This window comes from Aquincola sp. J276, assembly GCF_024700035.1.
In the GTDB taxonomy this organism is placed as follows: Bacteria; Pseudomonadota; Gammaproteobacteria; order Burkholderiales; family Burkholderiaceae_C; genus Aquincola; species Aquincola tertiaricarbonis.
This window is the reverse complement of sequence record NZ_JAJONC010000001.1, coordinates 2,129,227-2,142,309: the sequence shown is the minus strand read 5'-3', so window position 1 is coordinate 2,142,309 and position 13,083 is coordinate 2,129,227. Positions and strand designations below refer to the sequence as shown.

At 70.6% G+C, this 13,083-nt stretch carries 15 protein-coding genes; 6 read left to right on the top strand and 9 right to left on the bottom strand.

The genetic code is table 11. The annotated features are described in order from the left end of the window. Window positions 1-168: 168 nt before the first annotated feature. Complete coding sequence (locus tag LRS14_RS09790) at window positions 169-570, bottom strand: OsmC family protein (RefSeq protein ID WP_046114193.1); 402 nt, start codon at window positions 568-570, stop codon at window positions 169-171. Next, entirely contained in the window at window positions 567-962 is a 396-nt protein-coding gene (locus tag LRS14_RS09785) for a helix-turn-helix domain-containing protein (protein WP_046114194.1), read from the bottom strand. Before LRS14_RS09785 ends, LRS14_RS09790 begins: the two co-directional genes overlap by 4 nt. Window positions 963-1,117: 155 nt before the next feature. Between LRS14_RS09785 and LRS14_RS09780 the strand changes: the two genes are divergently transcribed. The 4 genes from LRS14_RS09780 to LRS14_RS09765 are packed head-to-tail and all read left to right on the top strand — an operon-like array spanning window position 1,118 to window position 7,886. Continuing rightward, window positions 1,118-2,344: an efflux RND transporter periplasmic adaptor subunit gene (locus tag LRS14_RS09780; RefSeq protein ID WP_257799407.1), complete on the top strand. Its 1,227-nt coding sequence runs from the start codon at window positions 1,118-1,120 to the stop codon at window positions 2,342-2,344. 13 nt (window positions 2,345-2,357) lie between these two features. Next, the gene (locus tag LRS14_RS09775) at window positions 2,358-5,612 is read left to right on the top strand and encodes an efflux RND transporter permease subunit (protein WP_257799406.1); all 3,255 of its coding nucleotides are present in this window, start codon (window positions 2,358-2,360) and stop codon (window positions 5,610-5,612) included. A 23-nt stretch (window positions 5,613-5,635) separates the two neighbouring features. Further along, window positions 5,636-7,048, top strand: a complete 1,413-nt coding sequence (locus LRS14_RS09770) for an efflux transporter outer membrane subunit (protein ID WP_046114252.1) — start codon at window positions 5,636-5,638, stop codon at window positions 7,046-7,048. A gap of 19 nt (window positions 7,049-7,067) precedes the next feature. Then, the gene (locus LRS14_RS09765) at window positions 7,068-7,886 is read left to right on the top strand and encodes a zinc-dependent peptidase (protein WP_257799405.1); all 819 of its coding nucleotides are present in this window, start codon (window positions 7,068-7,070) and stop codon (window positions 7,884-7,886) included. Here the strand turns inward: LRS14_RS09765 and LRS14_RS09760 are convergent. The 7 genes from LRS14_RS09760 to LRS14_RS09730 all read right to left on the bottom strand — a co-directional run bounded on the left by LRS14_RS09760 (window position 7,859) and on the right by LRS14_RS09730 (window position 11,576). After that, window positions 7,859-8,251: an antibiotic biosynthesis monooxygenase gene (locus LRS14_RS09760; protein WP_257799404.1), complete on the bottom strand. Its 393-nt coding sequence runs from the start codon at window positions 8,249-8,251 to the stop codon at window positions 7,859-7,861. The two genes, LRS14_RS09765 and LRS14_RS09760, sit on opposite strands and share 28 nt — an antisense overlap. 7 nt (window positions 8,252-8,258) lie before the next feature. After that, window positions 8,259-9,029, bottom strand: coding sequence for a ParA family protein (locus LRS14_RS09755; RefSeq protein WP_257799403.1), 771 nt, complete (start codon window positions 9,027-9,029; stop codon window positions 8,259-8,261). 55 nt (window positions 9,030-9,084) lie between these two features. Further along, entirely contained in the window at window positions 9,085-10,032 is a 948-nt protein-coding gene (locus LRS14_RS09750) for a rhodanese-like domain-containing protein (protein WP_257799402.1), read from the bottom strand. Window positions 10,033-10,050: 18 nt separating this feature from the next. Further along, on the bottom strand, window positions 10,051-10,299 hold the full coding sequence (locus tag LRS14_RS09745; RefSeq protein WP_046114200.1) for a hypothetical protein: 249 nt from the start codon (window positions 10,297-10,299) through the stop codon (window positions 10,051-10,053). A gap of 101 nt (window positions 10,300-10,400) precedes the next feature. After that, entirely contained in the window at window positions 10,401-10,736 is a 336-nt protein-coding gene (locus LRS14_RS09740; protein ID WP_046114201.1) for a DUF4148 domain-containing protein, read from the bottom strand. A 33-nt stretch (window positions 10,737-10,769) separates the two neighbouring features. Beyond that, a complete protein-coding gene (locus tag LRS14_RS09735; RefSeq protein WP_046114202.1) occupies window positions 10,770-11,111 on the bottom strand; it encodes a DUF4148 domain-containing protein in 342 nt (113 codons plus the stop codon). A 141-nt stretch (window positions 11,112-11,252) separates the two neighbouring features. Next, the gene (locus LRS14_RS09730) at window positions 11,253-11,576 is read right to left on the bottom strand and encodes a DUF4148 domain-containing protein (RefSeq protein ID WP_046114203.1); all 324 of its coding nucleotides are present in this window, start codon (window positions 11,574-11,576) and stop codon (window positions 11,253-11,255) included. Between the two features lie 199 nt (window positions 11,577-11,775). Between LRS14_RS09730 and LRS14_RS09725 the strand changes: the two genes are divergently transcribed. Together LRS14_RS09725 and LRS14_RS09720 are read left to right on the top strand one after the other, a co-directional pair. After that, window positions 11,776-12,384 carry a GNAT family N-acetyltransferase gene (locus LRS14_RS09725; protein ID WP_257799401.1) on the top strand — a complete coding sequence of 203 codons (609 nt, stop codon included), beginning with the start codon at window positions 11,776-11,778 and terminating at the stop codon, window positions 12,382-12,384. Between the two features lie 71 nt (window positions 12,385-12,455). Further along, the gene (locus tag LRS14_RS09720; RefSeq protein WP_232315402.1) at window positions 12,456-13,040 is read left to right on the top strand and encodes an OmpA family protein; all 585 of its coding nucleotides are present in this window, start codon (window positions 12,456-12,458) and stop codon (window positions 13,038-13,040) included. The last annotated feature ends 43 nt before the right edge of the window (window positions 13,041-13,083 follow it).

Sequence of the window (13,083 nt, the reverse complement as noted above, 5' to 3'; positions counted from 1 at the left end):
GAGGTGAAGCCGGCTCGGCGAGCCTGCAACCCTACGACGAACGAGCGCCGGCCGTATCGACATGCCGGTGTGGACACAGCGGGCGAGGCCGAAAAAATCGTAACCAAGGCTCGCAGCAGGGACGCCCGGCGCGGCGCAGTCCATGCGCGGCGCTGCGCAGGGTTGGCGCTACAGCGCGTCGGCTTCCAGCTGCGTGTCGATCTGGATGTCGCCCACCAGCGTCTTGTGCACCGGGCAGGCCTCGGCCACGCGAAGCAGCGCGGCACGCTGGTCGTCGGTGAGCGCGCCGAACACCTGGATGCTGCGTCGCATGCGGTAGACGCCCGCCTCGTGCGTGTGCGTCACCTTGACGTCGATCTGCCGGATGTCGAAGGCCTTGCGCTGGGCATAGAGCTCCAGCGTCAGCGTGGTGCAGGCGGCCAGCGCCGCATCCAGCAGGTCGTGCGGCGAAGGATGCGCCGCTGTCTCGCCGGGCTTGGCGTCCACGTCCACGGCCAGCAGGCCGCCGGGCAGCGCCACCTCGCAGGCGGTGACGCCACGGTCCACGTTCCATTGCGCCTGGATGGTCATGCCTTCATCCTCTTGTCGTTGCAGGCCACGGGGGCTTCTTCCTCGTCGGGCAGCACCTGCGTGGGCAGGTTGCCGATGCGCTTCATGTTCTTGCTGCCCCATTCGCACAGCGGCCCGAGGGCTGTCATCAGCGATTCACCAAAGGGCGTGATCGTGTAGTCCACGCGTGGCGGCACTTCCTGGTAGTTCCTGCGCAGCACCACGCCGTCGAGTTCCAGCTCCTTCAGCTCCTGCGTCAACATCTTCTCGCTGATGTTGCCGATGAGCCTGCGCAGCTCGCCGAACCGGCGCGCCTCGCCACCCGTCAGGTTGTACAAGATCAGCAGCTTCCACTTGCCGCCGATGAGCGACAGCGCTGCTTCCAGGCCGCAGCCGTAGGTCTTGCGAATCATGGCGCCTCCGAAAAATTTGTGGCACTTACCAAAAGGTGGGTACTTGCCATTCGGAAATTGAGATCGCATTGTAGAGCCCAAGTTCCCCGGCTCGCACCGCGGAACGCTGACAACAACGATCTTGGCGTTTCCCTTTTTCCAGCAGGAGTACCCCCATGAACCGCAATCCCTTGAGCCGGCCACGAGCCTGGTGGCTCGGCGGCCTTGCCGTCACCGCGATCGCCGCCGCCGCGGCGCTGAGCCTGTCGCCCCGCAGCGATGCGGCCGACGTGCCCGCCGCGCAGGCGGCCCCTCCGGCGGTGCCAGTGTCGGTGGCCACCGTCGAGGCGCGTGACGTCACCGCCTGGGACGAGTTCTCCGGCCGGCTGGAAGCGGTGGATCGCGTGGAAGTGCGCTCCCGCGTGGCCGGTGCGGTGCAGGCGGTGCACTTCCGCGAAGGCTCGCTGGTAAAGAAGGGCGACCTGCTGCTGACCATCGACCCCGCGCCCTATGCCGCCGAGGTGGACCGCGCCGAGGCGCAGGTGACCGCGGCGCAGGCCCGCGTGGCCTTCACGCAGAGCGAGGCCGAGCGTTCGCAGCGCCTCTGGCAGGAACAGGCCATCGCCCAGCGCGAGCTGGACGAGCGCCGCAATGCCCACAACGAGGCCGCCGCCAACCTGCGCGCGGCGCAGGCCGCGCTGCAGTCGGCCCGGCTCAACCTCGGCTACACCCAGGTGCGTGCGCCGGTGTCTGGCCGCGTGGGCCGCATCGAGGTGACCGTGGGCAACCTGATCTCGGCCGGTGCCGGTGCGCCGGTGCTCACCACGCTGGTGTCGGTGAGCCCGATCTACGCCACCTTCGATGCCGACGAGCGCATCGTCACCAAGGCGCTGGCCGAGCTGCCGGGCACGCAGCGGCATGAGCAGCTGCAGCGCATCCCGGTGCGCATGGAAACCGCCGACGGCGTGTCGGTCGATGGCCGGCTACAGCTGATCGACAACATGGTGGACGCACGCAGCGGCACGGTGCGCGTGCGCGCGGTGTTCGACAACCCGCAGGGGCAGCTCACGCCGGGCCAGTTCGCGCGGCTGCGCATGGGCCAGGCCAGGACCGGCCAGGCGCTGCTGCTGAACGAACGCGCGGTGGGCACCGACCAGAGCAAGCGCTACGTGATGGTGGTGGGCGAGGGCGACAAGGTGGCCTGGCGCGAGGTGAGCCTGGGCGCCTCGGTCGATGGCCTGCGCATCGTCACGCAGGGCCTGAAGGCCGGCGAGCGCGTGGTGGTCAACGGCCTGCAGCGGGTGCGCCCGGGCGTGCAGGTGGCGCCCAAGCTGGTGCCGATGGATGCCAAGCCCGACGTGACCGCCGCCACCGAGCGCAAGGCCGCACAGGCCAACTCGTGATCGGGAGCGCGACATGAACCTGTCCAAGTTCTTCATCGACCGGCCCATCTTCGCGGGCGTGCTGTCGGTGCTGATGCTCATCGGCGGCCTGCTGGCGCTGCGGGTGCTGCCGGTGTCCGAGTACCCGGAAGTGGTGCCGCCCTCGGTGGTGGTGCGGGCGCAATACCCCGGCGCCAATCCGAAGGTGATCGCCGAGACCGTGGCTACGCCGCTGGAGGAATCGATCAACGGCGTGGAAGGCATGCTCTACATGAGCAGCCAGGCCACCACCGACGGCGTGATGCAGCTCACCGTCACCTTCGCGCTGGGCGTCGACCCCGACAAGGCCCAGCAGCTGGTGCAGAACCGCGTCTCGCAGGCGGAGCCGCGGCTGCCCGAGGAAGTGCGTCGGCTGGGCGTGACCACCATCAAGAGCTCGCCCGACCTCACACTGGTGGTGCATTTGGTGTCGCCCACCGGCCGCTATGACAACACCTACCTGCGCAACTACGCCGCCATCAACCTGAAGGACCGCCTGGCGCGCCTGAAGGGCGTGGGCCAGGTGCAGCTGTGGGGCAGCGGCGACTACGCGATGCGCGTGTGGCTGGACCCGGCCAAGGTGGCCGAGCGCGGCCTGGCCGCGGGCGACGTGGCCGCCGCCATCCGTCAGCAGAACGTGCAGGCCGCGGCCGGCGTGGTGGGTGCTTCGCCGGGCCTGCCGGGCGTGGACTTCCAGCTCTCGGTGAATGCCCAGGGCCGGCTGGAAAGCGAGGAGCAGTTCGGCGACATCATCGTCAAGACCGGTGCCGACGGCGCCGTGACCCGCCTGCGCGACGTGGCGCGGCTGGAGCTGGGCGCGGCCGACTATGCGCTGCGCTCGCTGCTCGACAACAAGGAGGCGGTGGCCATCGCCATCCTGGCTTCGCCGGGCTCCAACGCCATCGACATCGCCGACCAGGTGCGCGCCACCATGGCCGAGGCGCAGCAGGCCATGCCGGAGGGCGTGGAATACAGCATCGTCTACGACACCACGCAGTTCGTGCGCGCGTCCATCGAATCGGTGGTGCACACGCTGCTGGAGGCGGTGCTGCTGGTGGTCATCGTGGTGATCGTGTTCCTGCAGACCTGGCGCGCCTCCATCATTCCGCTGCTGGCGGTGCCGGTGTCGGTGGTGGGCACCTTCGCGGTGATGCACCTGTTCGGCTTCTCGATCAATGCGCTGAGCCTGTTCGGCCTGGTGCTGGCCATCGGCATCGTGGTGGACGACGCCATCGTGGTGGTGGAGAACGTCGAGCGCAACATCGAGGCGGGCCTGAGCCCGCGCGAGGCCACCTACCGCGCGATGCGCGAGGTGTCCGGCCCCATCATCGCGATCGCGCTGGTGCTGGTGGCGGTGTTCGTGCCGCTGGCCTTCATCAGCGGCCTGACCGGCCAGTTCTACCGCCAGTTCGCGCTGACCATCGCCATCTCCACGGTGATCTCGGCCATCAACTCGCTGACGCTCTCGCCCGCGCTGGCCGCGCTGCTGCTCAAGGGCCATGACGAGCCCAAGGACGCGCTGACCCGCGGCATGGACCGGGCCTTCGGCTGGTTCTTCCGCGGCTTCAACAAGGCCTTCGGCCGCAGCTCCGAGGCCTACAGCCGCGGCGTCACCCGCGTGCTGGGCCGCAAGGCGCTGATGATGGCGCTGTACCTGGGCCTGGTGGCGCTGACCTTCGGCCTGTTCAAGTCGGTGCCCAGCGGCTTCGTGCCCGCGCAGGACAAGCAATACCTGATCGGCTTCGCCCAGCTGCCCGACGGCGCCACGCTGGACCGCACCGACGAGGTGATCCGCCGCATGGGCGAGATCACGCTGAAGCAGCCGGGCGTGGAGCACGCCATCTCGTTCCCGGGCCTGTCGATCAACGGCTTCACCAACAGCTCCAACTCGGGCGTGGTGTTCGTCAGCCTGAAGCCTTTCGAGGAACGCACCGACAAGAGCCTGAACGCCGGCGCCATCGCCGGGGCGCTGAACCAGCAGTTCGCGCAGATCGAGGACGCGTTCATCGTCATGTTCCCGCCGCCGCCGGTGCAGGGGCTGGGCACCACGGGCGGCTTCAAGCTGCAGCTGGAGGACCGCGCCTCGCTCGGCTACGAGGCGCTGGACGCGGCCACCAAGGCCTTCATGGCCAAGGCCTACCAGGCGCCCGAGCTGGCCGGCATGTTCAGCAGCTACCAGGTGAACGTGCCGCAGCTCTATGCCAACATCGACCGCACCAAGGCGCGGCAGCTGGGCGTGGCGGTGACCGACGTGTTCGACACGATGCAGATCTACCTCGGCAGCCTGTACGTGAACGACTTCAACAAGTTCGGCCGCACGTACTCGGTGCGGGTGCAGGCCGATGCCGAGCACCGCGCACGGGCCGACGACATCGGCCTGCTGAAGGTGCGCTCGGCCACCGGCGAGATGGTGCCGCTGGCCGCGCTGATGAACGTGCAGCCCAGCTTCGGGCCCGAGCGGGCAATGCGCTACAACGGCTTCCTGTCGGCCGACATCAACGGTGGCCCGGCCCCGGGTTATTCGTCGGGCCAGGCCCGCGAGGCCATCGAGCGCATCGCCAAGGAGACGCTGCCGCCCGGCATCGGCTTCGAATGGACCGAGCTGACGTACCAGGAGATCCTGGCCGGCAACTCCGCGGTCATCGTGTTCCCGCTGGCCATCCTGCTGGTGTTCCTGGTGCTGGCCGCGCAGTACGAGAGCCTGACGCTGCCGCTGGCCATCATCCTCATCGTGCCGATGGGGCTGCTGGCGGCGATGACGGGCGTGTGGCTGTCCGATGGCGACAGCAACGTATTCACCCAGATCGGGCTGGTGGTGCTGGTGGGGCTGAGCGCGAAGAACGCGATCCTGATCGTGGAATTCGCGCGCGAGCTGGAGTTTGCCGGCCGCACGCCGCTGCAGGCCGCCATCGAGGCCAGCCGCCTGCGCCTGCGTCCCATCCTGATGACCTCGCTGGCCTTCGTGATGGGTGTGCTACCGCTGGTGCTGTCCACCGGCGCGGGCGCCGAGATGCGCAGCGCCATGGGCATCGCGGTGTTCGCCGGGATGATCGGCGTCACGGCCTTCGGCCTCTTCCTCACGCCGGTGTTCTACGTGCTGCTGCGCCAGCTCACCGGCAACCGGCCGCTGAAGCTGCATGGCGAGGTGCCGCACCTGGAGGCCTTCGCCGGTGCCCATGCGGCGCCCGCCACGGGCGGTGCCGGCCTGCAGCCCTCACCGGCCGCGCCGCGCCACCCGCACGACGCCTGATGCCCGCTGCCAAGGAGAACAAGATGAAGAACCTGAACCGTTGGACGCGGCTCACGCCGCTGCTGGCCGCGCTGGTGCTTGCCGGCTGTGCCACCGCGCTGCCGCCGGTGGAAGATCGCCTGCTGCCCGCCACGCCGGCCGCCTTCAAGGAAACCGATGGCCGCTGGGCCCAGGCCACGCCGGCCGATGCCCAGCCGCGCGGCGAATGGTGGAAGAGCTTCGGCGATGCCGAACTCGACCGCTGGGTGGAACGTGCCGGCGAGCAGAACACCAGCATCCAGCAGGCTGCGGCACGGCTGCAGCAGGCGCGGGCGCTGGTGCGCTCGGCCGACGCGAACCGCGCGCCGCAGGTGGGCGTGGGGGCCGGCTTGTCCAGGCAAGCGGGTGTGGACAACAACGGCCCGGCCAACACCCTGGCCCGCGTGGGCATCGACCTGCAGTACGAGCTGGACCTGTTCGGCCGGCTCTCGCGGGCCAGCCAGGCGGCCGAGCTGGATGCGCAGAGCCGGGCGGCCCTGTTGCAGAGCACCCGCCTGCTGGTGCAGGCCGACACGGCGCAGACCTACCTGGCGCTGCGCATGCTGGACGCCGAGCGGGCGCTGGTGCGCGACACCGTCAACGCCTACCGCGACACCCTGCGCCTGACCGAGCGCCGCCAGCAGGCCGGCGACATCGCCGAGCTGGACGTGGCCCGCGTGCGCACCGAGGTGGCCGCCACCGAGTCGGAAGCGCTGGCGCTCGACCAGCGCCGCGCGACGCTGGAGCATGCGCTGGCGGTGCTGGTGGGCGAGGCCGCCTCCAGCTTCAGCGTGCCGCCGCAGGACTGGTCGGCCGCGCTGCCCACCGTGCCGCCGGGCCTGCCCAGCACCGTGCTGCAGCGCCGGCCCGACGTGGCCGCCGCCCAGCGCAGCATGCTGGCCGCGCAGGCGCGGGTGGGCGTGGCCCAGGCCGCCTGGTTCCCGAGCGTGTCGCTCACCGGCAGTGCCGGCCAGGCGTCCACCGACGTCGGCGACCTGTTCAAGTGGTCGATGCGCAGCTGGGGCGTGGGGGCGTTGCTGTCGCTGCCGCTGTTCGATGGCGGCCGCCGACAGGCCGGCGTCGACAGCGCCCGGGCCGAGCTGGACGGCGCGCTGGCCGGCTACCGCGAGCAGGTGCTGGTGGCCTTCCGCGACGTGGAGGACCAACTGGCCGCGCTGCGCCTGCTGGCCGACCAGGCGGAGGCGCAGTCGCGCGCGGTGGCATCCGCCACCCGGGCCACGAGCCTGTCCACCTCACGTTACCGCAATGGTTACGTGAGCCAGCTCGACCTGCTGGACGCCCAGCGCACCGAGCTGCGCAACCGCCGGCAGGCGCTGCAGGTGCGGGCCGCTCAGTACCAGGCCACCGTCGGCCTGGTGCGGGCATTGGGCGGCGGCTGGGACGTGGCCGGCGGATGACGCGCACACTGGCCCTCCGATGGAGATGATCGCCCTGGCCCTGGCGGGCCTGCTGCTGGTGGGCTGGTTCCTGGGCCAGCCCTGGCTGCGCGAGCAGCGCCGCAGGCGCTGGCGTGCGCAGCCGTTTCCGGCGGCCTGGCGGCGCATCCTGCGGCGGCGCGTGCCGCTGGTGCGCAGGCTGCCGGCGTACCTGCAGCTGCAGCTCAAGCAGCGCATCCAGGTCTTCCTGGCCGAGGTGCCCTTCATCGGCTGCGACGGGCTGGTGGTCACCGACGAGATGCGCGTGACCGTGGCCGCGCAGGCCAGCCTGCTGCTGCTCAACCGGCCGCAGGCGGCCTTCACCGAGCTGCGGCAGGTGCTGCTGTACCCCGGCGCCTTCGTGGTGGACCGGGTGCGGCCGGCCGGCGGCGGCGTGCAGCACGACGACCGGCGTGTGCTGGCCGGCGAATCGTGGTCGCAGGGCCAGGTGCTGCTCTCGTGGCACGACGCGCTGATGGGCGCGGCCGACCCGGACGATGGCCACAACGTGGTGATCCATGAGTTCGCGCACCAGCTCGACCAGATCACGGGCGCCGCCAACGGTGCGCCGCCGCTGGCCGGGCGCTTGCACTACCAGCGCTGGTCGCAGGTGCTGGGCGCGGCCTTCGATCGCTTGCGCCAGCAGCTGGCGGCCGGCGAGCCCACGCTCTTCGATGCCTACGGCGCCACCGAGCCGGCGGAGTTCTTCGCGGTGGCCACCGAGGTGTTCTTCGAGCAGCCACAACGGCTGGCCGCCGAACACCCGGCGCTGTATGCCGAGTTGCGCGGCTACTACCAGGTGGACCCGGCGGGCTGGTAGGCCGGGGCGGGGTCAGGCTCGCTGAGGCACCCCGACGGCGCGACGGTCTGGCCCGCCAGCGGATGGGCGATGCGTCCGTCGCCATAGCTGCCGACCACCTGCGCGATCACGACCTGGTAGCCGTTGAGCCAGCGGGACTGGGCCTGCTTGGCCTCGACGTGCGAAGGGTGCCGCATCAGCGCCTGCAGCGCGTCCATCGACTCCCAGTAGTACACGTTGGAGACGAGCCCCGTGGCCGGGTTCTCCCACGCCTCTTCGCCCAGGTAGCCGGGAATCGAGCGCGCCACCTCGGCGATCACCTGGTCCAGCGCATGGAAGGCGTCGTCGTACTGCCTGGGCAGGAAGGTGAAGGTGGAGGTGTACATGGCCTGCTCAAGCCGCCAGTGCAGCATGCAGCGCCACGAACTCCTGCGTGAGCTTGTGGCGCGCGTCCAGGTGCACCATCGGCTTGGCCTGCTCGTGCGACTCCTTGATCTTCACGCTGGCGCTCAGGTAGGGCTGCAGCACGGGCAGGCCTTCGTCGATCAGCTCCTGCACCGTGCGCTGCGGCAGGCTGGCGCGCGGCTGGAACTGGTTGACCACGATGCCTTCGACCTCCAGGCCATCGTTGTGGTCGGCGCGGATCTCCTGCACGGTTTCCATCAGGCCGTAGAGCGCGCGGCGGGAGAAGTCGTCGCAGTCGAAGGGGATCAGGCAGCGCTCGGCCGCGATCAGGGCGGAGCGGGTATAGAAGTTCAGTGCCGGCGGGGTGTCGATCCAGATGTCGTCGAAGTCGTCGGCCAGCTCGGCCAGCGCATCGCGCAGCTTGTAGATCTTGTAGCGCGACTCCAGCTTGCCGTGCAGCTCGTCCAGGTGGATGCTGGCGGGCATCAGGCTCAGGTTCTCCCACGGCGTGGCCACGATGAAGTCGGTGGTGGCCGGCGGCCGCACGCTGAACTTCAGCGTCTGCTCGAAGAACTCGGCGGCGCCGGCGCCCAGGCCTTCGGCCGCGGCCTGGCCCACCAGGTAGTGGGTGGTGTTGCCCTGCGAGTCCAGGTCCACCACCAGCGTGCGATGCCCCTGCTGCGCGCCGATGGCGGCCAGGTTGCAGGTGATGGTGGACTTGCCCACGCCACCCTTCTGATTGAACACGACACGGCGCATGCGGCTTCCCCTGGTGACTCGATCCGGAGCGCCGATTGTGCAATGCAGCAGCTGCTCAACCCGTGCTCACCGGATGGCCCGCGGCGGCCCAGGCTTCCAGCCCGCCGGCCAGCGGCCGCACACGGGTGAAGCCCTGACGGGCCAGGCGCTGCGCGGCCAGTGCGGCAGAGGCCTCGTTCGGGCAGTTGCAATACAGCACGATGTGCGCATCGCGCGGCAGGCCGGCCGCATGGGCCAGGATGTCCGGCAGGGCCACGGGGCGGGCGCCGGGAATGCGCCGCGGGTCCAGCTGGCCTGCGGTGCCCGAGCGCACGTCGATCACCACCGGCGCGGCGTCGGCCGCCTGCAGCAGCTGGCGCAGCTCGGTCACGGTGATGCGCTGCATCGCCAGCGCCCGCAGGAAGCGCCGGCGGCGCCACCAGCGCCAGCCGGCAAAGCCGGCCACCAGCGCCACCAGCAGCATGCCGGCCGCCATGCCGGCCTGGGCCAGCGCCGCCAGAACGGCATCCACCTGCCGGCTGAATGCGGCGCCCAGGCCCAGGAACAGGCCCGACCAGATGGCGCCGGCCACGACGTCGTAGGCCACGAAGCGGGGCACCGACATGCCCAGCGCGCCGGCCATCGGCGCGGCCACCACCGACACGCCCGGCACGAACTTGGCCGCCACCAGCGCGCTGCCGCCCCAGCGGGTCATCATCGTCTCGCTCTGGCGCACGCAGGAATCGGGGGACAGCGAGAGCCGGCACAGCAGGCCCATGACGCGGTGGCCGTAGCGGCGCCCGGCGGCGAACCACACGGCGTCGCCGGCCACGTTGGCCACGATGGCCAGGCCCAGGGCCCACCACCATGGCGGCGTGGCACCACCGGCCGGCCCCGCGGCCAGGCCGCCTGCGACCACCAGCAGCGGCGCGGCGGGCACCGGCACGCCGGCCCGTGCGGCCAGGGTGACCAGGAAGACGATCAGCAGGCCGTGTTCAGCCAGCAGGGACATCAAGGCTTGCATGCCCCATTCTTGCCGCGATCAGGCGAAGTGGTCGCCGCCGATGCAGGCGCACAGCACCTTGGGCGCCTGGCGCGGCGCGGTGCCCGGCGTGCTGGTGGGGGTGGCGGAGGGGGTCGTGGCCGAAGGCATGGCCGTGGGTGCCTGTGCCGGTGCGGTGGCCGCGGGCGTGGCGGCCTGCCGCGGTGCCACCGCCGGCGCCGGGCCGGCCCAGGCCACGCTGGCGGCAAAGCCCAGCGCGGCGACGGTGAACACGAATGCGGTCTTCATGGTGTGGCTCCTCTTGTCTAGACAAGGTCGCGGGCAGCCCTGGAACGACGACGGGCGGCCCTTGCAGGCCGCCCGTCGTCAGGCGCGGGGCGCAAGGCGGGTCAGCCGCGTGAGTACAGCGCTTGCTGGCCTTGGCTCAGCGCACCGCTCTTCATGGCATTGATGGTTTCGGCGCGAACTTCGGCACGGCTGCGCTCGGAAGCCGCAGGGCGCTGGGCCAGGTAGCCGTAGCCGTCGGCATCGGTACGCAGTTCACCGTTGGCACGGGCCTGGAGCAGCTCGGCCTGCACTTGCGCGCGGGTCTTGGTGGACTTGAATTCCTGCTGCGTGACGGTGTAGCCGTAGGTATCGCCCAGGTGGGCCTGCGCGAAGGTGGCGCCGCTCATCAGCGTGAGGCCGGCGGCCAGGGCCGCGGCGTAGATGGTCTTGCTGTTCATGATGTGCTTTCGTTCGTTGCGTGAGTAAGGTGCTCAGCCGCGGCTGTAGTTGCCCTGGCTCAGGTGCTCGCCGGCCTGGATGGCCTTGATGACTTCGGCGCGCACTTCGGCACGGGTCTTGGTGGACGCGGTGGGGGCCGCGAAGCCACGCTCGCCCAGGCCGTAGCCCTCGGCGGTGATGCGCAGCTCGCCATTGGCGCGGGCCTGGGCCAGCTCGGCGTTCACCTGGGCGCGGGTCTTGGTGGAAGGGGCCTGCAGCTCGGGCACGTTGTAGCCGCCGGTGTCGCCGTACACCTGGGCGGTGGCGGCGGTGGAGGCCAGCAAGGCGATGAGCGAAGCGGCGACGGTGGTGGCGATGCGGTTCTTGGTGGTCATGATGTGTGCTCCTATGGAGAGAGACTGTAGGGACGGTGGCTGCCTGGAAAAAGCGCCTGGCCGTCAATGCGTCATTGCGTGGGCTGCAACAGTGGCCGTGGGCGCACCGGCTTGCCTAGACAAGTTGGCTGCGCTGCCGGCTCAGCCGCGGATGTGGTCGCCGCGGCTCAGCGCCTCGCCCGACTTCAGGGCCTTCACGGCCTCTGCCTGCACTTCCGCACGGGTGCGGGTGGAGGGCGCGGCATGGCGGCGGGCGAAGTCGTAGCCGTCGGCATCGGTGCGCAGCTCGCCGTTGGCACGGGCCTGCTGCAGTTCGGCCAGCACCTGGGCGCGGGTCTTGGGGGCGACCTGGGTCTTCAGTTCCGGCACGTCGTAGCCGCCAGTGTCGCCATACACCTGGGCGGTGGCGGCACCCGAGGCGAGCAGGGCGACGAGCGAAGCGGCGATGAGGGACTTGGTGTTCATGATGACGATTCCTTCAAGGGTGGAGTGATCTGGTTTCGTCGGCCGGGCGCTGTTTGCGTTGTGTGTCGGAGTGCCCTGTCGATGGGATGAACTGTAGGCAGCCGCCCCCTCGGGAAACAGGCCCGCCACGCCAATGGCTCATTGCATTGCCGTCAACAATCACGGCGCATGCGACGGGTGGCTGCCGCACAATTCCTGCATGTCCCTGCCCGTTCCCTCCCAGCCCGAAGGCCCCTTCATGCGACTGGCCGGCCAGCGTGTGGAACTGGTGGCCTCCGCCTTCGTCGAGCCCGCCGCGGTGGCCGACTACTACCGCCGCAACGCGGCCCACTTCAGCCGCTGGGACCCGCCCTCGCCGCCCGGCTTCGCCAGCGCGGCAGTGCAGGCCGAGCGCCTGCAGATGGCGGCCGTGGCCTTCGGCATGGGCACCGGCTTCCGCTACTGGCTGGTGGAGCCGCATGCGCCGCAGCGCGTGGTGGGCAGCGTGCATTTCTCCAACGTGGCGCGTGGTCCGTTCCAAAGCGCCTCGCTGGGCTACTCGGTCGACCAGAGCCTGGAAGGCCGCGGCGTGATGGCCGAGGCGCTGGCACGCGGCATCGAGGAGATGTTCTCGCCGCGCGGCCGGCTGCATCGCATCGAAGCCGGGATCCGGCCCGAGAACGAACGCAGCCTGGCGCTCATCCGCCGCATGGGCTTCACGCAGATCGGCCTGGCGCCGCAGTACCTGATGATCGACGGCCAATGGCGCGACCACCTGCTGTGGCAGCGGGTGAATGCGGACTGGCAGCCGCCCGAGGCGCAGGCCTAGCCAGGCGCCGGGCTCCTCGCGCGGCCCGGGCGCGGCCATAAACTCGGCCGCAGGCAATGCAGGGGAAGCCCATGACACACCACGCTCTTCGTTCGCGCTTCTTCATGGCCGTGGTCCTGGCCGGTGCCGGCACGCTGGCGCAGGCGCAGCCGGCCGAGGCCGCATCGCAGCCCGAGCCGATGCTGCGCGGGGCCGACGTGACCGAATCGGCGCTGGTGGACGCGCTGGCCATCGAGGCGCCCGAGCCGCCGGCCGATGCCAAGACGCGCGGCTTCCGCCCGGCGGTGCGTCCGCCCAGCAACAAGCCGGCCGCGCCGGGCAAGGCCTCGCTGCTCATCACCTTTCCCACCGATTCGGCGGAGCTGACGGCCGAGAGCAAGGCCGCACTGGACACGGTGGCCAAGGCGCTGCAATCGGACAAGCTGGCCGGCTTCGGCTTCCGGGTGGAAGGCCATGCCGACCCGCGCGGCCAGGCCGACCGCAACATGAAGCTGTCGCAGCTGCGCGCGCAGGCGGTGGTCGACTACCTGGTGACCGTGCGCGGCGTGCTGCCCGAGCGGCTGGCGCCCCAGGGCAAGGGATCCACCGAGCCGGTGGACGCCGCGCGGCCGGAGGCGCCGGAGAACCGGCGGGTGACCATCGTCACCAACCGGTAGATGGAGCACCCGGTCCCGTGGGTACACGGGCCCACCCGCCGAG

Coding starts and splice junctions, on each gene's coding strand:
- LRS14_RS09760 (WP_257799404.1), bottom strand. CDS start 8,251: ATGTACACCTCCACCTTCACCTTCCTGCCCAGGCAGTACGACGACGCC.
- LRS14_RS09750 (WP_257799402.1), bottom strand. CDS start 10,032: ATGCAAGCCTTGATGTCCCTGCTGGCTGAACACGGCCTGCTGATCGTC.
- LRS14_RS09720 (WP_232315402.1), top strand. CDS start 12,456: ATGACACACCACGCTCTTCGTTCGCGCTTCTTCATGGCCGTGGTCCTG.
- LRS14_RS09745 (WP_046114200.1), bottom strand. CDS start 10,299: ATGAAGACCGCATTCGTGTTCACCGTCGCCGCGCTGGGCTTTGCCGCC.
- LRS14_RS09790 (WP_046114193.1), bottom strand. CDS start 570: ATGACCATCCAGGCGCAATGGAACGTGGACCGTGGCGTCACCGCCTGC.
- LRS14_RS09775 (WP_257799406.1), top strand. CDS start 2,358: ATGAACCTGTCCAAGTTCTTCATCGACCGGCCCATCTTCGCGGGCGTG.
- LRS14_RS09770 (WP_046114252.1), top strand. CDS start 5,636: ATGAAGAACCTGAACCGTTGGACGCGGCTCACGCCGCTGCTGGCCGCG.
- LRS14_RS09780 (WP_257799407.1), top strand. CDS start 1,118: ATGAACCGCAATCCCTTGAGCCGGCCACGAGCCTGGTGGCTCGGCGGC.
- LRS14_RS09735 (WP_046114202.1), bottom strand. CDS start 11,111: ATGACCACCAAGAACCGCATCGCCACCACCGTCGCCGCTTCGCTCATC.
- LRS14_RS09740 (WP_046114201.1), bottom strand. CDS start 10,736: ATGAACAGCAAGACCATCTACGCCGCGGCCCTGGCCGCCGGCCTCACG.
- LRS14_RS09785 (WP_046114194.1), bottom strand. CDS start 962: ATGATTCGCAAGACCTACGGCTGCGGCCTGGAAGCAGCGCTGTCGCTC.
- LRS14_RS09730 (WP_046114203.1), bottom strand. CDS start 11,576: ATGAACACCAAGTCCCTCATCGCCGCTTCGCTCGTCGCCCTGCTCGCC.
- LRS14_RS09725 (WP_257799401.1), top strand. CDS start 11,776: ATGTCCCTGCCCGTTCCCTCCCAGCCCGAAGGCCCCTTCATGCGACTG.
- LRS14_RS09765 (WP_257799405.1), top strand. CDS start 7,068: ATGGAGATGATCGCCCTGGCCCTGGCGGGCCTGCTGCTGGTGGGCTGG.
- LRS14_RS09755 (WP_257799403.1), bottom strand. CDS start 9,029: ATGCGCCGTGTCGTGTTCAATCAGAAGGGTGGCGTGGGCAAGTCCACC.